This window comes from Amycolatopsis sp. NPDC051716 (genome assembly GCF_040681595.1).
Lineage (GTDB): Bacteria > Actinomycetota > Actinomycetes > Mycobacteriales > Pseudonocardiaceae > Amycolatopsis.
This window is the reverse complement of sequence record NZ_JBFAZA010000008.1, coordinates 150,208-175,379: the sequence shown is the minus strand read 5'-3', so window position 1 is coordinate 175,379 and position 25,172 is coordinate 150,208. Positions and strand designations below refer to the sequence as shown.

Sequence of the window (25,172 nt, the reverse complement as noted above, 5' to 3'; positions counted from 1 at the left end):
GAGCATCGGCTTCGGTCGGCGTTGGAACTCGAGGCAGCCGTCCAGTGGGCGGTCGTTCCGTCGACCACATCGGAGCGTCTGTACTCAGAGTGACTGTAGGACGCGGTGGCGATCGGCTTGGGCGCGGTGGGCGACGTCCGTGGCGAAGGCGATGGCGTCGTACTCGTGGGGGACACCGGGGTGCAGGTGCAGTTCCACTGGTACCGCTCCGCGGCTGAGCGTCAGCGCGTAGGTGACGTCCTCGTCACGGAAGATGTCCAGCTGGCCCACCTCGATGTAGGCCGGCGGGAGTCCGGTCGCGTCGGTGAGCCTGGCCGGGGCCGCGGACGGATCGACCTGAGGTCCGCCGATCCGGTCGCCGAGCAGAGCCGTCCAGCCGGTGGTGTTGTCGTCGTAGCTCCAGGCGGCGAACGGTGCGAGGTGGGGATCCGGCGTGGTGTTGCGGTCGTCGAGCATCGGATAGATCAGAATCTGGTGCGCGAGGGCCGGGCCGCCACGATCGCGGGCCACGATGGCGACGGCCGCGGCGAGGCCACCCCCAGCGCTGTCGCCCATCACCGCGAGGCGATCCGGGTCGACGCCGAGTTCGCCGGCGTGCTCGGCCAGCCACACCAGCCCGGTGTACGCGTCCTGCACCGGCGTCGGGTGCGGGTGCTCGGGTGCGAGCCGGTATTCGAGCGACAGCATCGACACCTCGGTGTTCGCGACGTATCGGGAGACGGGCCCGTCGAAGATCGGGACATTGCCCAGGATCATCCCGCCGCCGTGCAGGTACAGCACTGCCGCGCGGTTGTCACTCGACGGCAGCCGGTACCACCGTGCGCGCAAGACGGTGCCGTCTGGGGCAACGACCTCCCGTTCGGTGATCTCGACGTCTCCGGCGATCGGTTGAGCGAGATTGTTCGCCTGCTCCAGCATCGCGTTCAGCGCGACGCGTCGATTCTCGACGTCGCCGACCGGCGGCGGGGGCGGCATGGGTCCGTTCTCGGTCGCCAGAGCGGCGAGTACCGCCCCTACCTCGGGGTCGATCTGCAGTGTCATGACGCTCCCTGTCCGGGCGGGGGGATCAGTTCGGTGCGGAACTGCGGTGCCAACGCCGCGGCCTTGGCGATGAAGGCCGCCTGCTTCGCGTCGTCGAGCGGCGGCGGTGCCTCGGTCCGCGTCGCGACCGCCTGGCCGACCAGGGTGAAGAACTCGTCCTGTCCTGCCGGAGCACACAGGCACAGCAGCCGGGCCGGGGCCTCGGCCAGGTTGCGGAAGCTGTGCGGTGCGTTCGCGGGCACGTTGACGGTCTCACCCGCCGTCAGTTTCATGGTCACGCCGCGGAAGGTCACCTCGACCTCGCCGTCCAGCACGGTGAACATCTCTTCGAAGTCGTGCCGGTGCGGCGGCGGGCCACCTCCGAGCGGGACGTGCATGTCGATGAGCGTGTACTTTCCGGCGGTGTCCTGGCCGCTGACGAGGATCGTGTAGGTGTCCCCGACCAGACCGATGTGCGGCAGGCTCAGGTCCTGATCGGGACGGGCCACGGTGAGAGATCGGGACAGGTCGTCCGCCGGGATCGGCGCGGGCGAAGGCAGGTGTTCATCGGTCACGGAATCTCCTTTTGTCGAGCGCGTCGGCGACCGGTCGGTCGCAACGCGCGATCACGGGCGGAGGACGACGCGTCCGGTGAGGCCGCCGGCGGCCTGGCGGCGGTGCGCGTCGGCAGCTTCGTCAAGGGGGTAGGTGTACTCGATGGAGGTGGACAACAGCCCCTGCGCGGCCTGGGCGAGCAGGGAGTCGAGCCGGTCGGTGTCCGGGGAGATCTGGTACACGTCGGGGGACATGGTGCGGTCGGGCTCGAGACCAGGTCGATCGCGGCGTCGACACCATGAGAGTAGCGCTCCCGGACTGCGCCGGTGAAGTCGTTCCGGCCGACCGTCACCGAGGCGAGCAAGCCCGCGTCGAGGTTCACGTACTTGGCGTAGGTGCCGCGCTGCCTCGGGGCCGCCGTAGCCGTTGATCACGGCAGCGCGGGTGGCCGCCGGGATTGCCGGGGTGGTGGGTTCAGCAGTCGTGTCGTCTCCTAGGTGGAATCAGGTCCGGTACGGGCGGAAGAAGGCGCGCAGTTCCTCCGCGTAGAACTCGGGCTCTTCGAGCGGCGCGAAGTGCCCTCCGCGCGGGGCCCGCGTGAACCGGACGAGGTTGGTGGTGCGCTCCAGCCACGTCCGCGGCGCCCGGCTGATGTTGCCGGGGAACAGCGTGAAGCCGGAGGGGGTCTCGACTCGGCGGCCTTGCTGTGCGGGCGGGATGTTGCCGTTCGCGTGGTACATCCGCATCGACGAGCCGATGGTCTCGGTGAGCCAGTAGATCGTGACGTTGGTGAGGATCTCGTCCATCGTGAACGACCGCGAGATGTCGCCGCCGCAGTCGCTCCACGTCCGCATCTTCTCGACGATCCACGCGGCGAGTCCGGCCGGGGAGTCGGTGAGCCCGACCGCCGCGGTCTGCGGCTTGGTGCGGTGCATCGCCATGTAGGCGCCCTCGGCCGCACCCCAGGCCGCCATGTCCGCCATCCAGGCACGTTCCCCGGGCGTCAGGTCGGCGGGGTCCCCGGAGTGGACCGGCACCCCCGCGTCCATGCGGTGGACGGCTGCGACCCGTTCGGGGTGGTTCAGCGCGAGGTAGTTGCTCACGCCGGCGCCGATGTCCCCGCCGGCGGCGCCGAAGCGCCGGTAGCCGAGGCCGTCCAGCAGCCGGGCCCACAGGCCCGCGACGGCGATCGTGTCGAGCGGCGGGCCGGGCGGGCGGTCGGAGTACCCGTAGCCGGGCATGTCGGGCACGATCACGTCGAACGCGTCGGCGGGGTCGCCGCCGTGCGCGCCGGGGTCGGTCAGCAGTGGAATGACCTTGTGGTAGCGCCAGAACGAGTCCGGCCAGCCGTGACAGAGCACAAGCGGCAGCACCGGACCGGCCGGGTCGACGGCCCGGGCGTGGACGTAGTGGATGCCGACCCCGTCGAGCCGGGCACGGAAGCGCGGGAACTCGAACAGGGCCTTTTCCTGGGCTGCCCAGTCGAAGCCGTCGGCCCAGTAGGCCACCAGATCACGAAGGTAGGCGAGGTCCGTGCCGAGAGACCAGCCGGCGTCCTCGGGTGCGTCCGGCCAGCGTGTGGCCCGCAGCCGGGTGCGCAGGTCCGCGAGCGCCTCGGGGGAGGCCTGGACGGTGAACGGCTCGGGAAGAAACGCGGATTCCGGCATGACTACCTCGCTACCTCTGTCGTGCGGCACCACGCAGGACTCACGCCCGGCGGGCGTCCACCTCGGACTGTTCGGCGCCCTGGGGGCTGGTGGTGGTGCGCATCGACGATGCATTTCCCGCATTGGGCAGCAGCACGCCTTCCTTTGCCCGGAACGAAATCTTGCCGTGTCACCTCGACACCCTACGGCATCATGTACGGGTCAGTATATACCGGGACATGCATAGGAGGAGTCGTGACGCGATATGTCATCGAGGGCGCCCGGGTGTTCGACGGCGAGCAGCTGATCGGCGTGCGGACCGTGGAAGTGGCGGGGTCGCGGATCGTCGGGGTCGGCGCGCCGGTGCCCGCGGCGGCCGAGCGGGTCGACGGCAGCGGTGCCACCCTGCTGCCCGGCCTGATCGACGCGCACACCCACGCCGACCTGGACACGCTCGGCCATGCCCTGCGATTCGGCGTGACCACCGAGTTCGACCTGTTCTCGTTCCCGCAGAAGATGGCGGGGGTTCGTCGCGCCGCCGCCGAACGGACCGACATCGCGGATGTCCGTTCGTCCTCGATGGGCCTGACGGCACCTGGCGGGCACCCGACCCAGCTGCACGGCGGCCTGAACGACCCGGAGCTGCCGACGGTCACCCGGCCCGAGGACGCCGCCCGCTTCGTCGACGAGCGGATCGCGGAAGGCGCCGACTACATCAAGGTGCTCATCGAGAGCGGCAAGACCCTCGGCAAGAACGTCCCCGTCGTCGAGGAGCGCATCGTCAAGGCGGCGGTGGCCGCCGCACACGACCGCGGCCGCATGGTGATCGCCCACGCGCTGACCATCGAGGCGACCCGGCAGGCGCTGGCCGCCGGTGTCGACGGGTTCGCGCACCTGTTCATCGACGGTCCGTGCCCGCCCGAGCTGATCGAGGCGTTCCGTGCGGGAGGGGCGTTCCTGACCCCGACACTGAACCTGCTGGCCTCACTCACCAACCAGCACGTCGGCGCCGACCTGGCGGGCGATGCCCGGGTCACTGGTCGCCTGCCACAGTCCTGGCTGGACAACCTCAGCCGTGAATTCGCCACGTTCCCGGCCGGCGACTTCGACGCCGCCCTGGCCGCCGTGAAGGCGATGCACGCGGCCGGCGTGCCGATCCTGGCCGGCTCGGACGCCAACCACCATTTCGGTGCGCCCGGCATGGCCCACGGTGCGAGCCTGCACGGCGAACTGCGGCTGCTCGTCCGGGCCGGTCTCACTCCGGCCGAGGCGCTGCGGGCCGCCACCAGCGTGCCCGCGACGACGTTCGGCCTGCACGACCGCGGCCGGATCACCCCGGGCGCCCGCGCGGATCTGCTGCTGGTCGACGGCGACCCCACCACCAGGATCGCCGACACCCTGTCGATCAGGGACGTGTGGCGGAGCGGTGTCCGGGCAGCCCGCTGAGATCCCAGGCGTCCGGCCTGGTCACGTCGGGAGGGCGGCCTCCGCGATCGATTGCAACGAGGTCCGCAGTGCCCGGAGACTCCGATCGGGCAGGCCGGCGAGCAGCGGGGTCATCACGTCCTCTACCAGGGTGTTGCAGCGTCGCACGAGCTTCTCGCCGTCCGGCGTGAGCCGATGCAGAATCGCCTTGCCGGCGCCGGGCCGGCGTTCGAGCAACCCGCGCTGTTCCAGACGGGCGACCACCGCGCCCGCGGACTGATCGGACTGCCCGATGAACAGGGCCAGCGCGTGGGTCGAGGAATCAGGCTCGGCTGCGACGGCGTACAGCATGCCCCACTGCGGCAACGTCACCCCGACCTCAGCGAGCGCGGCTTCGCAGGCCAGCTGCTTGCGCAGCTGCGCCCGCCGCAGCAGCATCGCGACATCGACCCCGCTGGGCACGTCCTGAGCAGCCGACACCCGGGCAGTATATAACAACACGTATACGCGGCTCGGAGACGCTCGCTCGATCGGTCTGGCGGTTCCGGTGGGACAGGGGACGGGGACCGGACCGCGGCGGAAGCCCTGAGCCGCCATCCGACTCCTACCAGGGGCTGCGGGGCCTTGCCCTTGTTGCGCCACAGGCCGCGGGTCTCGCCCGAACCTTGCCGCTATTGCGGTGAAGGACCAGGGCGACGGGGCTATCCGTCGACGATCTGCCATTGCTGGTTGGTGCCGGTGTTGGCGGGCCAGGCGATCACGCGGGCGCCGTCGTTCGCCGAGCCGCCTTCGACGTCTGCGCAGAGGCCGGTGCGGGTGTTGACCAGCTGGTAGTAGCCGTCGCCGGTGGTGGCGAGCTTCCACCACTGGTTGTCGCTGCCGGTGTCCTGGGACTGGTCCAGCTGAGTGCCCTGGCCGCCCCCGGCCGGGCTGTCGAGCAGCCGGCCGCTGTTGCGGTTGACCAGGCGGACCGAACCGTCCGGATTGGACAGCAGCTGCCACTGCTGGCCGGCACCGCCGGACCAGGTCCACTGGACGACCTTGACGCCGTCGGCCGTTCCGCTGCCGGTGACGTCGAGGACTTTGCCGCTGCGCCGGTTGACCAGCCGCACGTACCCGCTCTGCAGCGCGACGGTGATATCGATGCGCTGGTCTGCGGTCAGGGACACGATTCTGGCGTACGACCCCAACGGTGACGCGGTGACGGGTGCGGACGTGGTCACGGTCGTCATGCCCCGGCGGCTGATCAGCGTGACGTCCTGGCCGATCGCCGAGGTCACCGACAGTGTGGCCGTGCGGGCGGACAAGTCCCAGCTGAGGCTGTGGATCCGGATCCGGCCACGCGCCCGGACGCCGGTGATCGAGCCCTTGGTCAGCTGCCCAGGCAGGGCCGGGAGGATCTCCAGCACGCCCGGCCGGGAGTAGAGCAACGCCTCGGCCAGCACCCCGGGTATCGCGTGGGCGGCGTCGGCGTTGTAGGTCTGCAGTTTCGGGTTGTGCGAGGTCATCAGCGACCGGAAGATCATGGTGTTGCCGATGATCTTGCGGAGGTTGGCGTAGACCTTGCCGCCGTCCTTCAGCCGGGCGGCGGCCAGCGCCCGGTGCAGGCTCCCGTGGGCGGAGAGGTTCTCGTCGCCGCGCAGTTCCAGTGCCCGCAGGGCGGGGGCGATCAGGTCGGGCCGGGTCTCGGGGTTGATCTCGTGCAGCGGCCAGGCGCCGTACAGGTGGTGGACGTGCCGGTGGTTGTAGTTGTCGTTGAGGCTCGGCCACGACCACTCCGCCAGGGCGTTGTCCCCGTTGATCCGGTACGCGGGCAGTTTCCCGAGCAACGCCGTCCAGCGCTGGACGCCCTGGCCGCTGCCCTGCTCCACGCCGAGCGCGTTGGCCGCGGCGATGGCGGCTTGGAGGGCGTGCTTGCCGGCCATGATGTCGCCGGTGGCGTTGACGGACAGCAGCACACCGGTGTTGCTCGGCGCGTTTTCCATCGAGAACGCCGGGACGAACACGACCTTGCCGCTGGAGTCGGTGCGGGTCAGGAAGTCCTCGTAGAACAGCGCCAGTTCCATCAGCGCGGGGCCCAGCTTGTTTCGCAGGAACGCCTGGTCGCCGGTGACCTCCCAGTACTCGACGAGCGGGTGGAGCAGCCAGTCGGCGCCACCGGTCCAGGTCTGGCCGGGGAAGCCGGCGTCGAAGTGGAGCATGTGCCCGTACTCGCCGTCGGTCCGGGACGGGGCGAGGAACCCCCGTGCTCCGTAGAGGTTGCGCGCGTTGGTGCGCCACTGGGCGAGCTGGCCGAGGATGAGGGCGAAGTAGCCCTGCATGGCCTCGGGGGTGTCCAGGGTGTTGCCGCCGGCGACCTGGAGGTTGATGTTGGCGTCGGTGGTGAAGTCGTCGGCCCAGGCACCGGTCCACGTGCCCGTCCAGATCCCCGTCAGCCGTGGTGGCAGGATCCCGCTGGAGCTGATGAAGAGGTACCGGCCCGAGTCGTAGAGCCGTTCCAGCAGGGCGATGTCGATGACGCTCTGGTTGTTGTTCTGCCGGGTGATCAGCTGGCCGACCGGCAGTGCCCGGTCGGTGGCCGAGACGTCGAGGTCCAGCCGGGAGCGGTCGTACCAGGCGGTGTGGATCGCGGTGTGCCGGGCCAGCAGCGCGGGGTAGTCGGTGTCGATCGCGGCCAGCGCCGCGTGCAGCGGCTGGGAATCCCACGCGTTCGGCGTCTCGTACCGGTCGAGCTTGGTGAGCAGCAGCAGCCGCGTCGCTCCGGACACGACGATGGTGGCCCCGCCGGCGGAAACGGTGCCTCCGGCCGGAACGACGCGCGTGACGCCTTCGTAGCCGAACGCGCCCTGTCCGGCGGGATAGGTGCCGCGCAGGTTCAGGTAGCCGGAACCGGTGCCGACGGTGGCCCGGGTGGCGAAGCCCACGCTGCCGGGCACGCCGTCCAACGCGGTGTTCACACTCAGGGTCGCGTCGATCGTCCGGCCGGGTGCCGGGGTCAGTTCGTGGACGATCACCCGGTCGGCGCGGGAGACGAACGCCCGGCGGGTCCACGTGCCGTTGCCGTCGGTCCAGCCGGTGGTGACCTCACCGGTGCGGAAGTCCGTCAGCCGGCTATAGGCGTTGGCCGTGGTCATGTCCGGCGTGGCGATCCGGAGTTCGTACGCCGGGTGGTAGGTCTGGGTCCAGCGCAGTGACCAGCCGGCCGCGAAGTCCCGGTTCGCCCCGGCGTAGTCACCGGCCAGCGCCTTGTCCCGGACACCCTGCAGGCGTCCCGAAATCACCGGCGGGGTCACCGATCGGCTGCCGTTGGGCAGGACGAGGCGGTGGTAGTTGAAGATCACCTTCTCCAGCGCCGGCGCGCCGTACAACGTGGCACCGTACTCACCGTTGCCGGTCAGGAAGCCGTCCGTCCAGGCCGTGGCCGGGCCGGTGTCGTAGATCCCGCGTTCGGGCAGGGTGATCCGCGATGGTACGGCCGCCGCTGCCGCAGTGGTGCGCAGCCCGCCGGGCAGGGCGGCGGCTCCGGCGGTCAGCGCGGCGGCGGTGAGGAAGCGCCGGCGGTCGATGGGCAGGTCCATCACGGAAGCTCCTTCGCCGAGCCGGTCAGCGGCGTGGACAGCCGCCTGAGCAGACCTCGCGGCTCGGCCGTGAGAGAGCGACGTTCCGCGGAGACGTGACAGCGGGGATACGGCGAGTGCGACAACGGAACCCCCATCAGCATTGACGGTGAGCCGGACCGTGGCAGGATGTGAACGCTAACACGAGGCGTCGGGTGTCTCAATACCGTGCGGTCGCTCGGTTATCGGATTACCGGTCAACCACGCGGGGCCGGCGCTCGCCTTTTTGTTCGACGGGTCTCGTCCCGAGCCACGCGCAATGGACGGCCGGTCCGGGACCGGTGAAATTTTCAATTCCGGGCGCTCCCGGTGAAATTTTCAAAAGCCCGCTCGCGCCCGGATGGTCGATGCCACATCGAGCGCAAGAATGCGCCGTGAAACGAACCTTGTTTCTTGACGTCGCGCACGACGGGGTGCTGTCATTGATCCCTGCTTACGCCGACAGGGTGCCTTTCCCCGGTGCTGCGAACTCCGCTCGGTTCGTGATGGCGACCCCGACTCCGACGAAAGGGCTCGTGTCATGCGACGACACCTCCGGCCGCCGCGCCGCCGGGGCTTCACGCCGGTGCTCGCGGCGCTTCTCATCGCGGTCGCGGGAACGGGTCCAGCCGCGGCGGCGGGTCCGCGCACCGCGGAGCCGGTTCCTGTCACGTCGATGTCGCGGGTGGACGGTTTCACCGCGGGCGACGGCGCGATCGGGGCGGTCGATCTGGCCGGGACGTGGAGTTTCACCCCGGCAGGCCGAACGACGACGTCGATCACCGTACCCGGTGGTGGCTGGTACAAGCAGGGTTTCACCGACGTGAACGAGGCGGTGTACTCGCGGAGCGTGACGGTGCCGGACTCGGGTCAGCCGCAGTCGGTGTGGATCGAGTTCGGTGCGGTGAACCACCAGGCGACGCTGTCGGTGGACGGGCGGGTGGTCGCCACCCGGACCACGGCCTTCACCCCGTCGAACTTCGACATCACCGCGTTCGCCGCCCCCGGCACCACGCACACGATCAGCGTGGCGGTGAAGGGCCGCGGCGCGTTGCGAAACAGCGCGGGCAAGTACCTGGTCCCGGTGGCCGCCGACTGGTCGGAGGCCGTGCCGCAGGGCATCTTCCGCTCGGCGTTCCTGCGGACGTACCCGGCGGTGTACGTCAGCGACACGTTCGTCCGCACGTCCGTCGCGAACCAGTCCCTCACCTACGACGTCTCCGTGACGAACACCTCCGCCGTCGCCCGGTCGGTGACCCTCACCGGGACGCTCGCCTCGGACGGGAGCGGCTCGTTCGCCTATCCGGCCTTGCCGAGCCGGACGATCAGCGTGCCGGCCCACTCGACGGCCAAGGCGATCGTCGGCCCGATCGCGTGGAACCTCGGCACGACCTCGTACTGGTGGCCGAACGTGCCCTACCGCCCGGGGTACCGGGCCCAGCTGCACCGGCTTTCGGTGCACGCGGCCACCGACGACGGGCGCACCAGCGACGCCGCGTACCGGTTCGGGTTCCGCGAAAGCACGCAGAACGGCGAGTACTTCGAGCTCAACGGCGTGCGCGTGAACTACCGCGGCGACAACCTCCAGGGCGCCGACTACGACCGGATCAACAGCGGCGGGAAGGGCGACGCCTACGACACGCTGCCCGGATTCCTCCCGCCGTCACCGGGAAATCCCGGCTGGCCCCAAGCGGTCGACAACTACCAGCGGCTGAACTTCAACGTCGTGCGGGTCCACCAGGAACCGGCCAGCCCGTACATGCTGGACGTGGCCGACGAAATGGGCCTGATGGTCATCGACGAGAGCGGGGTCCGCGGCGGTGCGGAGGACTTCGCCGGCGGGCACGACAACATGGTCGACCACGTCCGGGCGTTGACCCTGCGGGATCGCAACCACCCGGCGGTCGTCCGCTGGAGCCAGGCGAACGAACCCAGCTTCAGCAACGATTCGGAGCAGTTCGAACAGGACCTCTACGCGGCGGTGAACGGCACTGACGGCACCCGCCCGATCAGCGTGGACGCCGCGCCCGGCGCCGACTCGCCCAGCCGGTACCCGAACATGAACCAACCCAACTTCGCGATCTTCGCGCACTACCTCGACGGCACCGGCCAGTACGGCGAGCGGGTGCCGTCCGTCACCGGCCGGCCCGACGGCGAGGGGGAGTACATCTGGCCGAAGTGCAACACCAAGCAGGGCTTCGAGTGGTTCGCCACGGCGACGGCCGCCAAACGCGGCAAGGGCGCCAACGACCTACGGCCCTACACGCTGCTGTCCGCTTGGGCGGGTGTCATCCCGGGCGTGCGATCCACGGACTTCACGCCCGAGGAGGGCGGCCATCCGATCTACGGCGCGGACAACCTGACCGATCCGTGGAGCAACCCGCAGTTCCAGCGGGTCCAGGCCGCGTTCGACCCGGTCGCCGCGCTCGACCTGCCGTACTGGTCGGCGTCCGGTGTCTCGGACGCCAATGACACCTTCCCGCTGCCGCAGGCCGTGCCGAGCTACGCCGCCAACGCCACGGTGACCCGCACGGTCACCGTGTTCAACGACGACCTCGCCGGTACCGCCGTGGACTTCGCCTGGAGCGCCCGGCTCGACAGCCCGACCGGCGCGGTGATCGCGTCCGGCGGCGCGACCCTTTCGGTTCCGCTGGGCTCGCGGGTGGCCCAGCCCGTGTCGTTCACCACCCCGGCCGCGGGCTCGCGGGTGTACCTCGTCCTGTCGACCACCAAGGCCGGCACGGCCGTGTTCGGCGACGCGGTCGAGTACTTCACGCTGGGCGGCTCGAGCACCGGCCCGGCGCCGGGCACCTACCGCATCGTCAACCGCAACAGCGGCAAGCCGCTGGCCATCGCCGGCAACTCGACGGCCGACGGCGCCAAGGCGATCCAGCAGACCGGGACCGCGACCTGGACCCTCAGCACCGTCCAAAGTGGCGCCTACACCCTGCGTTACACCGCCAGCGGCAAAGCCCTCGACGTCAACGGCTCCGCCACCACCCCCGGCCTGCAGCTGCAGCAGTGGGCCGCCAACGGCGGCACCAACCAGCAGTGGTACCTGCGTCCCACCGGCGACGGCTACTACACCATCACCGGCCACGACAGCGGCCTGGTCGCCGACGTGTACGGCCAAGCGACCACCGATGGTGCGCAGGTCGTCCAGTGGACGGCCAACAACGGACCCAACCAGCAATGGCAGCTGACACCGGCGTGAGCGAACGCCACACCCCGTCCAACCGGCCGCGGCGGCCGAGTGCGGCTGAGGAGGACGTGGTGCGGCGTCGTTCTGGCCGCGGGCGTGTGCGGCATCGGCCGGCGACAGCTCGCCGACAATGCGGTGAGGCACAACGTCATTCCGGTGTGACCCCGGCCCGCGGATGTGGACGGCCGAGCTGGACGTCCACGCCCGCGGGCCGGGTGCCGGGTGTTACGGCCAGAGCCATTCGCGGGCCGGCTTGGTGTCGAAAATGCGTCGCAGCATCGCGGTCATGGTTGTTCACCTCCTTCCGATGTCGTGGTGGCTTGCTGCCCGGTGGCGCGGTGGAGGACGAAGGGACGGGGAACGTTGCCTTCGATCCTGATTGCCCGGGTGTCGCCTCCGGTGACGGTGAGGCGGGCGTCGTCGGCCAGGGCGATCAGCGCCTCGGCGATCAACGTCCGCGCCACCGAAGCACCGGGGCAGGCGAACGGGCCCGCCCCGAACGGAACGTAGGGGCCACACTCGTCCGGTTCCGCCCAGCGTCCGGGCCGGAACACCGCGGGATCGGTCCAGTGCTGCTTGTCGTGGTGCAGCAGGTACGGGCTGACCGACAAGAGGTCCCCGTCGTCGAAGGCGGTGCCGCCGAGTTCGGCGGAGCGGGTCAGGGTGCGGCCGAGCATCCACACCATCGGGCGGTGCCGCAGCGCCTCCCGCACGATCTGATCGGCGGGCCACGGCCACGGTGAGTCGTCCAAGTGGTGCAGGCAGGCCAGCAGCACCGACCACGCCAGGGTGGCACCTACGGGCGCGACGATGGATCGGAACATCGTCAGGTGCACCTCGGCCACGGTCCGGTCGGTCACCTCGTCCGGGCAGGCGCCGAGCACGGCGTCCAGCACATCACGCGCCTCGCCGACGCCGTGTTGCCGGCGTTGCCGGGCCTGCTCGGTCACTGCCGCCACCAGCCTGGCCCGCAGCAGCTCGGCGCGCGCCCGCTGCCATGCGTGCGGGGCGCGGAACACCACGCCGCCGTGCACGGCCTGAGTCATCCATCGCCGTGCCGCGGCGGGGGTGCCGGGGTGCAGCAGCAGGTCGGCCAGGCACTGGTAGACGAGCCCGGTACCGGCGGCAGGCCACCGCGTGGCCACCGGCAACTCGGCCACCGCCGGCGCCAGCGCGGCGCGGTACTGCGGTAGCCGTTTCCGCAGGAAGTTCCGCACCGCGTGACCCACCTCGACCTGCGCGGTCCGCGTCGGCAGCAGATCTGCGAAGAAGCCTGACCGGCCAGCGTTGAATTCCGGGCTGCGCAGCAACGCCTGGGCCAGATCCGCGTCACTGACGCACCATCCGCCCCACGGCAACTGGATCACCTCTGCCGCGCCGCGCCCGCGGAGGTCCCCTAGGTACGCTAGGGGATCCCGCCGGAAGCGGCGCCTCTCCCTGATCCTCATCGAACGACCTTTCCGTGCGCGTCCGGACGTTCCCGCCTGTCACGCGCCATGGCCGAGCCGATCGCGGCCGGCACAGTGACGCTAGTTCCAGTACATGACAACGGTCGTGTTGCCGGGCACGCTTCCGTACGAGTCACACGGGTCGGTACGTCGCTGGAACTTGTACCGGTACGCCTCCCCGGGGTTGCGTTCCCACACGTACGTCGTGTCGATGAAGGCGCAAACGGCGTACACGTGCTCGACGTGGATCGACCGGACGCCGGACTGCGGGAAGCAGAACGTCCCGTCGTCGCTGACCACCTCGAACGAGCAGTCCTGCGCGGACGCCGGCTTGGCGACGGCGGCGGAAGCCGGAGCGGCCGTGGCGGCCACCAGTGCTGCCGCCCCCAGTGCGGCCGTGGTGAGTTTTCTGAGCAGAGTCATCTTGGATCCCCCGTTGTTTGTCGAGTCGCCTGCGGTTTTCGTTCAGGAACGGAACCGATCCTGCGCCCGGCGTCTTGCCCGATTCTTGAACCGGTCGTGAATGCCCAGGTGAACGCGGGAATGCCGGTTCGGGTGCTGGCCAACCGCCGTCACGGGCCGGAAAATGGACGGACAGGGGCGAGGGGGACGAAATGGTGGCGATCAAGTTGCTCGGCGAAGTGACCGCGCAGGCCGGCCGACGACAGGTGGACCTGGGGCCGGCCAGACAGCGGTGCGTGCTGGCGGCTCTGGCGGTCGACGCGGCGCGGGTCGTGACGCTGGAACAGCTGGCCGGCCGGGTGTGGACACCGGAGGTGGCGGGACGGCGGCGGGCAAGCCTGCACAGCTACCTCACGCGCCTGCGCCGGGCTCTCGCCGGGGACGACGGCGCCGACATCGTCCGGCGCTCGGGTGGCTACGTGCTGGTCGGCGGGCATACCGACCTCGTCCGGTTCCGCGAGTTGTGCGCCCGTGCCCGCGGCGAAACCGACGACCGGCACGCCGAACGACTGCTGACCGAGGCACTCGCACTGTGGCGCGGCGAAGCGCTGACCGGCTTGGACAGCGAATGGGCGCAGGCCGAACGCGACCGCCTGCACCACGAGCGGCTGGCGGCCGAGCACACCCTCACCGACTTCCGGCTCCGCCTCGGCGAAGGCTCGGAGCTGCTGCCCAGGCTGGGCGAGCGCGTCTCCGCGCAACCGCTGGACGAACGGACCGCCGGGCAGTACATGCTGGCGCTGCACCAGGCGGGCCGGCCGGCCGAGGCATTGGCGTACTACCAGCAGCTCCGGGAACGGCTGGTGGCGGAACTGGGCACCGATCCCGGTCCGGCGCTGCGGGACCTGCACCGGCGGCTCCTCGGTTCCGATCCCACCCTCGCCGGCACACCGGTGCCCGCACCACCGCCGGTGTCCCGGCAACTGCCGGCCGCGCCAGTGCCGTTCGTGGGCCGCCGCGACGAACTGGACCAGCTCGGCACCGCCCTGCGGGACGCCGTCGGCCGGACCACCGTGGTCCTCTCCGCGATCGCCGGTGCCGGCGGGATCGGCAAGACCTGGCTGGCGCTGCACTGGGCCCACCGGTACATCGAAAAGTTCCCCGAGGGGCAGCTGTTCGTCGACCTGCAGGGTTTCAGCCCCGCCGGACCGCCCATGAACCCCATGATCGCGCTGCGCGGATTCCTCGACGCCCTGGGCGTCGAACCCGACCGCGTCCCGCTCGACCTGCACGCCCAGGCCGCCTTGTTCCGCAGCCTCATCGCGGGCAAGCGGATGCTCGTCGTCCTCGACAACGCCGCCGACACCGCCCAGGTCACCCCGCTGCTGCCGGGCAGCGGCACCTGCACCGTCATCGTGACCAGCCGCAACCGGATGCCGGGCCTGCTCACCGGGCACGCCGCCCGGCCCGTCCTGCTCGACGTACTCTCCGCCGCGGAAGCCCGCGCCGTGCTGACCGGCAGGCTCGGCGCTGCCCGCGTCGACGCGGAACCAGCCGCCGTCGACGAGCTGCTCGGCTTCTGCGGCGGCTTCCCGCTCGCGCTGGGCATCGTCGCCGGGCACGCCCACCTGCGGCCGCGCCTGGGCCTCGCCGACCTCGCCACCGAGTTGCGCGAGGCCGGGCTCAGCGCGCTCGACGACGACGACCCGGCCGCGAGCCTCCCAGCTGTGCTGTCCTGGTCCCAACGCGCTCTGCGCCCCGAATCGACCAGGATGTTCGTCCTTCTCGGCATCGCGCCAGGCCCCTGCATCCGGCTGCCGGCGGCGGCGTGCCTCGCCGGCCGTCCGGCCGGTGCGACCCGGACAGCGCTACGCGACCTCGAAAACGCGTCACTGCTCGCCGAGGGCGCCGCCGGCCGGTACTGGATGCACGAGCTGATCCGTGACTACGCGGCCGGGCAGGAGTTCGACGGCGCCGAGCGGAACGCCGCGTTGCGCCGGATTCTCGATTTCTACCTCCACACCGCCTACGCGGCGGACCGGCTCCTCGCTCCGGAACGCGACCCGATCGGCCTGGCCGGGCCCTCCCCGGCGTGCGCACCCCTGGAGCTGCCGGACAGCGCGGCGGCGCTCACCTGGCTGATCGACGAACACGTCAACTTGCTGGCCGCGCAGCGGGCCGCCGCCGCACTCGGCGACGATCGGTACGTGTGGCAGCTGGCCTGGGTGCTGAACACCGTGCACCACCGGCGCGGGCTCCTGCACGACGAAGTGGACGTGTGGCGGGCCGCACTCATCGGCGCCGGGCGCCTCGGCGAGCCGGCGACCAGGATCCTCGCCCTGCGCATGCTGGGCCGGGTGCTCGGCGAGCTGAACCACGACCAGGACGCCGAACAGCATTTCCGGCAAGCACTCACCCTGGCCGAGCGCGAGGGCGACCTCGTCGCGCAAGCCTATGTCCACGGCCACCTCGGCGCCCTGTCGGACCGGCGGGCCGACCATCAACGCGCGTTCGAGCAGACCCGCCGGGCCTACGAGCTGTTCCGGGCCGCGGGCAACCCGGTGCGAGAAGCCCAGACCGTGAGCAACCTCGGCTGGAGCGCAGCCCGGCTGGGTCGGTACGCCGAGGCCCGCAAGTACTGCGAAACCGCTCTTGCTCTGTGCCGCAGCCTCGACGACCGCGACGGCGAAGCGCACATCTTCGACAGCCTCGGCTACCTCGAAGACCGCGACGGCCACCCCGAACTCGCTGCCGGCTTCTACCGGCAAGCCATCGCCGTTCGTCGCGAACTGGGCGACCTCTACCAGACGGCGAACACCCTCGAGGACCTCGGTCGTTCGTATGCGACCGCCGGGAACCACCGGCAGGCTCGTGCGGCGTGGGGGGAAGCCGCGGACCTGTACCGAGCGCAGCGGCGAACCGACGAAGCCGCCCGGCTCGAGCGGGGGCTTGCCCAGCTGCCGGGGTGAGGGCCGCTCGCGCTCCCGGCGGCGGTCATCAGCCGGCCTGCGGCCGGCCGTTGACGCCCGGGCAGCCGTCGTGAACCTCCTTCGGGTCAACGGCGAATCGCATGCCCGGTGAGGAGGCTGACCGCGTGGGGGACTCGACCTTCCTCGGGTGGTTCGCCGAAGCATCGAGCGAGCGCTTCGACGACGACGCGCTCGAGCCGTTCTGGGGATACGCGGCCGAGATCGGCGTGAACGTCCGATAGCAGTACGACCGTCTCGCGCACGACATCAGGGTATTCCGGGGTCTGGTCCGGGTACACGATATCCATCGGGTCGGCCTGCTCCAGGCACTCGAGCAAGATCGACGCTGTCGGCGCGAACTCCCGGTTCACCACCGCATTTGCCGCCAGGTGTTGTTCCGGGGTATTGAGCAGTGCCCAAAAGGGCGGGCTGAGCGGTCGTGTGTCTTCCGGGCGCGCGCCTCCGTCGGAATCAGTTGCCTCCCAGGTGAGGGCCTCCCAGTCGACGCTCGCCGATTCAGTGCTGAGCAGCCGGATTGCTTGCTGGGTGAGACCAGGGTCGGGCACGTGGCCAAAACTTCGTGCAATGCCTTCGCCGACGATGTCGTGCAGTTGTGCGGTGGAGATTCGGTCGAGGTTCCCGTTGACGCCGGCGAGGAGAGCGAGGGTTTCCGCGATGGCGTCGTTGTCGCCGTCGGGGTTTCCCGGGCGTGCGATGTCGACGGCGAGCACGGCCTCGAAGGCGTTGGCGAGAAGGCTTGTCAGGCGAGGGAACCGGCGGTACAGGACATCGCGCACGATGCGGCGTTCCTCATCGGACTCGAAACGCCAGAACGCGGCTACCGCCGGCTCGTCCTGCTCTGCGGTCACTTATCCTCGCTTTTCCAGGATGGTCTCGAAGACGGCGTTGCCGTTGGGCTTGATCTGGCAGACAGCGTACGTCTCGTTCAGCGGCACCAGCAGGCGGTCGGCGTCGGCCGTGTCCGGCGGTCATGGCGGTGCATGCTTCGGCGTCGAGTAATACGCAGGCCCAGACCCTGCCGGGTCCGAACGCAGGCCCGGCAGGGTCGTTTCTCTGAGCACGGGCCAACCCGGCGCTCAGCGCAGGCGGGCCACCAGCGCCAGCCTGGTTTCGGCCTCGGCACGCTCGGCGCGGAGAGGCCGGCCGCGGTCGAGCTGCAGTTTCTAGCTGGACGGAACGAGCCATTGCTGGGGAAGGGATCCGTTGCACCTGCTGAGCCACGCGCCGTTGCCGACACCGGGAAACCCTCCGGGGAGCTCGAGGCAGGTGTTGCTGGTGCCGGAGACCCGCGAGATCAGGGCGGTGACAGCGCCGGGTACGGAGGACGCCGGCTGCCAGTTCTCGTTGCTGATCGCGTTGCAAGGCCACTGGCTGGCCAGGATGTGGCCGGACTCCCGTTCGCCCCCGGCATTCAGGCACAGGCCGCTACCGAGGTTGACGTAGTGGAGTCCGTCCCGGGTCCAGCGCTGCGCCGCCGACCCGTTGCAGGCTGCCTGGAGGATCAGTGCTCCAGCACTTGTCGATCCGTTTTCGGGCTGGAGGCAGACGCTCTGCATCGGATTGCCGATGCGGTCGGGGTTGGCGGCCGAAGCCGCCGTCGGGAACGCCAGGACGCCGGCGGCGAGTGCCGCGATGCTGCCGAGCACGGTCGGGAATGGACTCTTTCTCATCGAATTGTTCCTTTCGTTTGGCATGCCACTCGTGGCTTTCAGCGGCGTGGGGTGGCGCGGACCCCGCCCCGGCAACCGGCGCTCAGCGTGCGGCGGATCGTCATCCTGCCTCCCTCTGTCGCTCTCGGACCGGCAGGACGCTATGGCGAGCCTGAGGCTCGGTGACAGGGTGAGGCTGCCCATATTGGTGACTCGGCGGTGCCCACAACTCAGGGACGAGGTAGCCGGTACCCGACAGAAACGCCGGACCGACAACTCGGTCCATGCCATTACTATCCGTCTATGGAGTTGTGGGAACGCTCCTCGGCGTTGGACCTGCTGGACGCGCTGCTGCACAAAAGCGCGGCCGGTGGCCGGATTGCGCTGGTGCCGGGCGAGGCGGGGCTGGGCAAATCGGCGCTGGTGACGGCGTTCGCCGAGCGGTGTGGGCGGCGCGCCCGCGTCCTCTGGGGTGGGTGTGACCGCCTGGTCACCCCCAGGGCGCTCGGGCCCCTGCATGACATCGGCCGGCAGGCGGGTGGTGTGCTGGCCGCCCGGCTGGGTGCGGGCGCGGCTCAGGAGGAGATCTTCGCCGCGTTCCTGGACGAGTTGTCAGGGCCTCGGCAGCGACCCCGGCCGGTGATCGTGGTCGAGGACGTGCATTGGGCAGACGAGGCCACGCTGGACTGGATGGCGCTGCTCGGCCGGCGAATCGGGCGCCTGCCGGTGCTGCTGGTGGTGACCTACCGCGACGACGAACTGGGATCCGGACATCCGCTGCGGGGAACGCTGGCGATGCTGCCTGGTGCAGTGGTGCGTCGAATACCGCTGCTGCCGCTGTCGCCGGAGTGCGTGGGCGAGCAGGCGCGCAAGGCCGGGCGGGACCCGGCTCTGGCCTACCGGCTGACCGGCGGTAATCCGTTGCTGGTGACCGAGCTGGTCAAGGCCGGCGGACGGGCGGTACCGGGTGCGGTACAGGATCTCATCCTCGACCGGCTACGCGCATTGCCGGCGCCGGCGCGGGATCTGGCCCGGCTGGTGTCGGTCGTACCGACTCACGCAGACGCCGCGATCGTCGCCGGCGCGGCCGACCTGGTCGATATTTGCGTCGACGCCGGGGTGCTGATCTCAGCTGGCGACGGCGTGTCGTTCCGGCACGAGTTGCTGCGCAGCGCAGTGGAGGACGCGTTGTCGCCGCCCCGCCGGGCCGAGCTGCACCGACGGGTACTGGATGTGCTGGTCGGGGTGCCCGGGATCGATCCGGGCCGGCTGGTGCACCACGCGCGCCACGCCGGTGATTTCCGTGCCGTGCTGCGGTACGGGCAGTCGGCCGGGGCCGGCGCGGCCCGTCAGGGCGCGCACCGGGAGGCGGCGGCGCACTACCGGGCGGCCATCGATCATGCGGGCCGGCTGTCGCCTGAGCAACACGCCGGGCTGCTTGAGCGGTACGCGCTGCAGGCGTACCTGGCCGGGCTGCTCGTCGAGGGGCTGCAGGCCAGGCACCAGGCCGCGACCATCCGGGAAGAGCTGGCGCAGCCCGAGCAGGTCGCGGAGAACCTCCGCTGGATCTCCCGGCTGGCCTGGTGGACGGGGCATTCGGCGCAGGCCCTGGAGGCGGCTGATCGGGCGGTGGGTGTCCTGGCGGCCGGGCGGCCCCTCCGGCAACTCGCCATGGCGTACAGCAACCGGGCTCAGGTGCACATGCGGGCCTACGAGCACGGCGCGGCAATCGCCTTGGGGGAGCGGGCGCGCGCACTCGCAGAACAAGTGGGCGACGTCGAGACCGCGATCCACGCGACGATCAACGTGCAGACCGCGCGGTTGGCCGACGAAGCAGGCGACGCCCAGGCAGCGCTGGAAGAGGCACACGAACGCGCGGCCGCCAACGGATACGTCGATCTGGCCGTCCGCGCCAAGCTGAACCTGGCCTGCGTGACAGCCGAAGAGCTTGCCCAGTACGGAAACGCCGTCGCGCTGATCGACGGGGCGCTCCGCTACGCCCGGGAACAGAACCTCGACGGCTACGCCCAGTATCTGATCGGCGCTCGCGCGAACGTGCGGATGCAGCGCTGCGATTGGGCTGGTGCGCTCGCCGACGCCGATGCCGCGCTGGCCCGGCCGGGGCAGTTCGCCGTCACCGCGGTGATGCCGCTCGTGGCCAGGGGCCGAATCCAGGCTGCGTGCGGGAATCCTGATGCGATCTCCACCTTGGACGAAGCGGCACGCCGAGCCGGCCAGATCGGCGAAGCTCAGTGGCTGGCACCGGTGGCCGCGGCCCGTTCGGAGTACTTCCTGTGGAACGGCGATGCCGACCGTGCCGCCGACGAGGCTCGGCAGTGCCTCGAACTGACGGCGCCGGTGCACCAGCCGTTCCAGCTCGGCGTGCTGGCGTACCGGCTTTGGCGGGCTGGTGCCACCGAGCGCCCGGCGACCGCCGTCGCCTCGCCGTTTCAGTTGATGATCAGTGGCAGCTGGGCGGAGGCGGCGGCGGAGTGGGCCGCGCGCGGAGCCACCTACCTGCGGATCGAGGCGATGTCGGCCGGTGATCCCCCCGCGGCCGTCGAGGCGCTGCGGACCCTGGACAGCCTCGGCGCGACCCGGGCGGCCGGGTGCCTACGCGCCGCGCTGCGGCGACGCGGTGTCACCGGAATGCCGCGCGGTCCCCGTCGCAGTACGACGGCCCAGCCGGCGGGTTTGACCGTCCGTCAGGTGGATGTCCTCGCCCTGCTCGCCGACGGGTTGTCCAACGCCGAGATCGCGGGCCGGTTGACCTTGTCTCGCAAGACCGTCGAGCACCACGTCTCCGCCCTGCTGGCCAAGCTCGGCGTAGCCAACCGCGTTCAGGCCGCCGCCGCGTACCGGAACCACGGCTCGGCAAGGTAGTGTCCCCGGGGTTCGCACCGTGCCGCACGATTCTGCTGAATCGGCCTCCGCCGGGGTGTGGACCACTTTTTCCGTGGTACGCGGCCGAAGTTCGGCGCGATTCGCGTCATCGCCGGGCGGGCGAGTCCGGACGAACGGTGTGCTCCCACTGGGTGAACCTCGATGGGTTTTGCCCTGGAGCGGCGCGGTGGCGATGGATGCTGGGGTGAAGCCGACGTGCTCGGGAGGTGCGCAGGTGGCGACACCCGAACCAGACCGTGTTGTCCCTGCGGCCGACAAGAGTCCACAGGTCAGCAACGAGTCGACCGCCGGCTCGATCCACAACGTGATTCAAGCCGGTGTAATCCACGGCGGTCTGCACATCCATGCCCCCACCCACCACGTGGTGCCGCGCCGATTGCCTCCGCCACCGGGTGCCTTCGTCGGCCGGAGCGCCGAACTGGACGTTCTCGACGAGGTGTTGGCCGCTCCCGTCCGGGCGACGCCGTCATCGCAGGACGGCCAAGGGGTGGCGATCTGCGCCATCAGCGGGGCAGGCGGGATCGGCAAAACCTGGCTTGCTCTGCACTGGGCACACCGCAACATCCACCGCTTTCCCGATGGGCAACTCTTCGTCGACCTGCGCGGCTTCAGCTCTACCGGCCGGCCGGTGGAGCCGCTGACCGCGGTTGGCGGATTTCTCGACGCCCTTGGTGTCGACCCCGTCCACAGCTCTGCCGACCCGGATGCTCAGGCCGCCCGGTACCGCAGGGAGGTCGCGGGTAAGCGGATGCTGATCGTGCTGGACAACGCCGCCACCGCCGACCAGGTCGAGCCGCTCTTCCCCGGCACGGCCACCTGTACCGTCCTGGTCACCGGCCGGAGGAGACTCGACTCTCTCATCGAGAGATATGGCGCCCATCATCTGCACCTGGACACCCTCAGCCACCAGGCGGCGACATCCGCGCTACCGCCCGAGCACCGGATCGAACCGGTGCCACACCCGCCTCCGGCGGTGCAGCACATCACCGCGTCCGGCCAGGGCTCCGTTGCCACGGGCGCCATGTTCGGCAACGTCACCCATTACCACCTTCCCGACACACGGATGCCGCCCGCGCCCATGGACGCCGGTGACGGCACCGGACAGCACCAGTGACCGGCTAGCCGAACCTGCCGATCGGCTGTACATCGAAATGGAAAACAAGGAGGTTGCTGTTCGGGTCCGAGGTGCTCACCAGGTGTCGAATCTGGTCCGCCTCTGCTTTGCTGCCGACCAGCTCGAAAAATATCGCGGCCACTTTGTATTGTTCGTACAGTGGTTCCCCGAATATATGCGGTTCGGCTCGGGCAAACGGGATCAGGATCTCGATTCCCTCGTGGATCGTCTCCCAAACATGCTGTAGGTCTTGGCGTACCGCCAGCCTGGCCATGGCGAGGGAAAGTAACGCCTTGGCAAGGTGAGGAGCGAATTTGTGCGGATTCTTGTGTGCCTGCTGGCGAAAAATGCGAACGGCTTCCTCTGCCGCCGCCAGCGCCTCGTGCTGTCGCCCGGACTGAGAGAGGAGCACGCCGAGGTTGCCCAGAGCCATGGCGAAGTCGCTTGCGTACAGTTCCGGTTTGGCCGTCCTGATGCGACGGTAGATGCGCGCGGCTTCGTCGGCCGCTGTGATCGCTTCTTGCAGTCGTTGTACTTTGGCGAGGCGAATGCTCAGATGGTCCAATGTGCCTGCGAGACCTGCCTCATACCGTTCCGGGTCGACTTGGGCGAGGCGTCGGTAGATGCCCACGGCTTCCTCGGTTGCCGTCAAGGCTTCCTGCTTGTGTCCCGCTCCATGGCACACTACGCCGAGGGCGGACAGCGACCGTGCCAAGGCCGGAGTGGCCTCATGCGGCTTTTTTTCGGCTAACCGGCGATGAACACGCGTCGCTTCTCTAGCGGTCTGCGCCGCGTCTTCCCGCCGTCCTCCCTCGTGGAAACGCATGCTGAGGTGCTCCAACGTCTGACCGAGTCTCTGCTCGAAAGCCGACGGGTTGACCTCCACGATCCGCCGGTAGATTTGGGCGGCTTCGGCGGTCGCTGCCACCGCCTCGTCCGGGCGGCCGGCTTCCGCCAGCCTGTCACCGAGGTTGTGCAGGGACATGGCAAGATCCGGCATGAAGGTCCGCGGGTTGGCTTCCGTCAGACGCCGGTAGAGCTTCGTGGCCTCGGAGAGGGAGAAGATGGCTTTCTCTCGCTGTCCGGCATCCTTGACATCCTGAAAACAACCATAGTTGTTGAGGATGCCGGCGAAATAATCCGCCCATTTCGCGTCATCGGACGCCGCGCCGGCCAGCTGGGTCATGATGCGTAGCGCCTCCTCGGCAGCGGCCATTGCTTCTGTCCTCCGGCCGACCCGGGAGAGGGCGGCGCTGTAGTTCTCCAGCGCGCCTGTCAGGTTGATCGCAGCCGTCTGCGGAGCACTCTCCGCCGGGCGTCGCAGGATTTGAACGGCTTCCTCTCCGGCGGCTACCGCTTCGTGCGGGTGGGCCGGCGTCAGGTGCCCTGCGAGAGCGGCCAGCGATGTGCCCAGCCGCCATGCGTGGCGTTCAGGGTTCTGCGCGGCCAGTTGCCGGTACAAGGCGGTAGCTCGCCGTGCCTCTGCCAGACCCTCGTCGTCGCGGCCGGCATACCACAGCCGTGGGGCGAGGTCGTAGTGGATGCGGGCGTGCACGGCAGGATCGTCGGTGCCCCCGAGACGGTGGCGGGCGATGCGGGCGGCGACGTCGGCGATCCCGGGGTCGAGATCAACGGCGTGCTCGGTGGGGAAGTGAGCGGCGATCTCCTCAAGGAGTTCGGGGCTGATGTCCGCCATGCTGGCCAGTGTGGACAGCGCGGCGCTTCCGGCCGCCACGGCCAGTTGTGGGTCGCTGTGCAGAATCGGGTAGAGGTGCAGGGGACCCAGGTGCGGCCATCGCTCGGCGGCGCTGGTCAGCAGCACGATGGCCCGAGGGGTCCAAGCGGCCGGCAGGTGGTCGGGCCCGCGTGCGAGCAGTGCGGTCGTGGTGGGCGCGGCCCAGTCCTGGGCCGGGTAGTCGGCGCGGTGACCGGGGAAGGTGAGGGCAAGGAAGTCCTCGGCCAACCGGTCCGGGTTGAGCGGCTCGAGGACCGTGTCGCGGATCGGATCGGGCGAGGGGTAGCAAACCGTGTGATCGGCGATGACTTGCTCGGCGGCCGGCGGCCGGCGGAGGATTCGCCCGACCACGCCGGTGCCGGTGGTGCGTTGGACCGGTCCGGTGAGGGCCGCGGTGAACACCGTCCGGTTCATCACGGACGGCGGGGTGTGGAAGACCCGGGCGGCCGGGTCCAGCTCATGGGTCGAGTCGCCGTACAGGCGCGCCCAGTGCAACTGCTCGCGATCCAGGAGGTAGACGGTGAGACCGGCCAGGTCGGGGGGTGGGCGCGAGCCGGTCCGGCTGGCCTCGACCGCGACCAAGGCAGCCATGTGCAGCGCCAGTGTGAGACCGAAATCCGGCTCGTCGAGGGCACCCGGCGGCGCGATGTCCGCCGTGGACGGGATGCCGTACGGGGTGGCGAAGCTGTCCCGGGCGACGGCGAACATCGCGGCGCGCGGCCCGGACTCGTCGACCGGCAGCGGCTCGAGGAGCTGGGTCGATGTGCTGACCTCCCGGTTGGCGAGGCTGGCCCGGATCGCCGGCCAGGGGTCGGTGGTCCGCGCCAGCAGCAGCACACGGGTCGGCATGCCGAGCTGGTGCAGCAAGGCATTGCTGAACAGCCAGGTCAAGTGCGTCAGCGGCCACCGGTCGGCGTAGTCGACGAGCAGCAGCAGTCCTGCCTCGTTGCCCAGGCGCAGGTCCTGGCTGCCGGGCGGAGGAAGGACGGTGCCGGGGCCGTGCGTGGCCGTGACGACCTTCCAGCGCGCGGCCGTGCTGTCGGCCGCGAACTGTGCCGCGAGCCGGGTTTTGCCTTGCCCGCCAGGGCCGTGCAGCCACCGGTAAGCGAGCCTGGGGCCGGTCTGGCGCCATTCGTACAGCTGAGCGAGTTCCTCCTGCCGCCCGGTGAACGGGACGACCGCGTACCGGGAATTCAGCATGCGGCTGGGCAGCTCCCGCAGAAAACCGGGATCCGCCACCGGCCCGGGGGACCAGTTCTCCAGCAGGTACAGGGGAAGCCCGTCGCCGAAGACGTGGATGTCCGCACCGACAACCCCGTATCCGAATCCGCTCTCGACGTGGATCACCTGCCGCGGACCCGCGAGCTCCTCGTCCGGCGTCCCCACCTGGGGGTTCCACCGCCGTGGGATCTCGGGATACGACATGTGGCTTACTGTAGAAACGGCGAACCTGCTTCGTGAACGGCTGCTGAAGTTGTCCTTGTTT

General features: G+C 70.0%; 15 protein-coding genes and 1 pseudogene. 5 read left to right on the top strand and 11 right to left on the bottom strand.

Translation table 11 applies throughout. The annotated features are described in order from the left end of the window. Positions 1-84: 84 nt before the first annotated feature. From AB0M30_RS13390 to AB0M30_RS13375, 4 genes are all read right to left on the bottom strand, one after another. Positions 85-1,041, bottom strand: coding sequence for an alpha/beta hydrolase (locus tag AB0M30_RS13390; protein WP_364583677.1), 957 nt, complete (start codon positions 1,039-1,041; stop codon positions 85-87). Beyond that, positions 1,038-1,595, bottom strand: coding sequence for a cupin domain-containing protein (locus AB0M30_RS13385; RefSeq protein ID WP_364583674.1), 558 nt, complete (start codon positions 1,593-1,595; stop codon positions 1,038-1,040). Before AB0M30_RS13385 ends, AB0M30_RS13390 begins: the two co-directional genes overlap by 4 nt. Before the next feature lie 51 nt (positions 1,596-1,646). Next, positions 1,647-2,009 (bottom strand): zinc-binding dehydrogenase, encoded by a 363-nt coding sequence (locus tag AB0M30_RS13380; protein WP_364583673.1) that lies wholly within the window; start codon positions 2,007-2,009, stop codon positions 1,647-1,649. 69 nt (positions 2,010-2,078) lie between these two features. Then, complete coding sequence (locus tag AB0M30_RS13375) at positions 2,079-3,242, bottom strand: epoxide hydrolase (protein ID WP_364583670.1); 1,164 nt, start codon at positions 3,240-3,242, stop codon at positions 2,079-2,081. Between the two features lie 234 nt (positions 3,243-3,476). On the opposite strand from AB0M30_RS13375, the gene AB0M30_RS13370 reads away from it, so the two are divergent. Then, positions 3,477-4,667, top strand: a complete 1,191-nt coding sequence (locus AB0M30_RS13370; RefSeq protein WP_364583667.1) for an amidohydrolase family protein — start codon at positions 3,477-3,479, stop codon at positions 4,665-4,667. A 21-nt stretch (positions 4,668-4,688) separates the two neighbouring features. Here the strand turns inward: AB0M30_RS13370 and AB0M30_RS13365 are convergent, their stop codons facing one another. Together AB0M30_RS13365 and AB0M30_RS13360 are read right to left on the bottom strand one after the other, a co-directional pair. Then, positions 4,689-5,126 carry a MarR family winged helix-turn-helix transcriptional regulator gene (locus AB0M30_RS13365; protein WP_364583664.1) on the bottom strand — a complete coding sequence of 146 codons (438 nt, stop codon included), beginning with the start codon at positions 5,124-5,126 and terminating at the stop codon, positions 4,689-4,691. A gap of 221 nt (positions 5,127-5,347) precedes the next feature. Beyond that, positions 5,348-8,224 (bottom strand): glycoside hydrolase N-terminal domain-containing protein, encoded by a 2,877-nt coding sequence (locus AB0M30_RS13360; protein WP_364583661.1) that lies wholly within the window; start codon positions 8,222-8,224, stop codon positions 5,348-5,350. A gap of 559 nt (positions 8,225-8,783) precedes the next feature. On the opposite strand from AB0M30_RS13360, the gene AB0M30_RS13355 reads away from it, so the two are divergent. Continuing rightward, a complete protein-coding gene (locus tag AB0M30_RS13355; protein WP_364583658.1) occupies positions 8,784-11,456 on the top strand; it encodes an RICIN domain-containing protein in 2,673 nt (890 codons plus the stop codon). Between the two features lie 272 nt (positions 11,457-11,728). Here the strand turns inward: AB0M30_RS13355 and AB0M30_RS13350 are convergent, their stop codons facing one another. Together AB0M30_RS13350 and AB0M30_RS13345 are read right to left on the bottom strand one after the other, a co-directional pair. Then, positions 11,729-12,811 (bottom strand): cytochrome P450, encoded by a 1,083-nt coding sequence (locus AB0M30_RS13350; RefSeq protein WP_364583656.1) that lies wholly within the window; start codon positions 12,809-12,811, stop codon positions 11,729-11,731. Between the two features lie 162 nt (positions 12,812-12,973). Continuing rightward, complete coding sequence (locus AB0M30_RS13345) at positions 12,974-13,315, bottom strand: hypothetical protein (RefSeq protein ID WP_364583654.1); 342 nt, start codon at positions 13,313-13,315, stop codon at positions 12,974-12,976. Between the two features lie 191 nt (positions 13,316-13,506). On the opposite strand from AB0M30_RS13345, the gene AB0M30_RS13340 reads away from it, so the two are divergent. Beyond that, complete coding sequence (locus tag AB0M30_RS13340; RefSeq protein ID WP_364583652.1) at positions 13,507-16,263, top strand: BTAD domain-containing putative transcriptional regulator; 2,757 nt, start codon at positions 13,507-13,509, stop codon at positions 16,261-16,263. Positions 16,264-16,349: 86 nt separating this feature from the next. Here the strand turns inward: AB0M30_RS13340 and AB0M30_RS13335 are convergent, their stop codons facing one another. Together AB0M30_RS13335 and AB0M30_RS13330 are read right to left on the bottom strand one after the other, a co-directional pair. After that, the gene (locus tag AB0M30_RS13335; protein ID WP_364583649.1) at positions 16,350-17,132 is read right to left on the bottom strand and encodes a hypothetical protein; all 783 of its coding nucleotides are present in this window, start codon (positions 17,130-17,132) and stop codon (positions 16,350-16,352) included. A 315-nt stretch (positions 17,133-17,447) separates the two neighbouring features. Further along, the gene (locus AB0M30_RS13330) at positions 17,448-17,954 is read right to left on the bottom strand and encodes a ricin-type beta-trefoil lectin domain protein (RefSeq protein WP_364583647.1); all 507 of its coding nucleotides are present in this window, start codon (positions 17,952-17,954) and stop codon (positions 17,448-17,450) included. 282 nt (positions 17,955-18,236) lie between these two features. Between AB0M30_RS13330 and AB0M30_RS13325 the strand changes: the two genes are divergently transcribed. Together AB0M30_RS13325 and AB0M30_RS13320 are read left to right on the top strand one after the other, a co-directional pair. Next, complete coding sequence (locus tag AB0M30_RS13325; protein ID WP_364583644.1) at positions 18,237-20,816, top strand: AAA family ATPase; 2,580 nt, start codon at positions 18,237-18,239, stop codon at positions 20,814-20,816. A 193-nt stretch (positions 20,817-21,009) separates the two neighbouring features. Beyond that, a pseudogene (locus tag AB0M30_RS13320) lies at positions 21,010-21,741 on the top strand (tetratricopeptide repeat protein); the annotation flags it as partial. A 214-nt stretch (positions 21,742-21,955) separates the two neighbouring features. Here AB0M30_RS13320 and AB0M30_RS13315 read toward each other — a convergent pair. Further along, positions 21,956-25,111, bottom strand: a complete 3,156-nt coding sequence (locus AB0M30_RS13315; RefSeq protein WP_364583641.1) for a tetratricopeptide repeat protein — start codon at positions 25,109-25,111, stop codon at positions 21,956-21,958. Positions 25,112-25,172 lie beyond the last annotated feature (61 nt).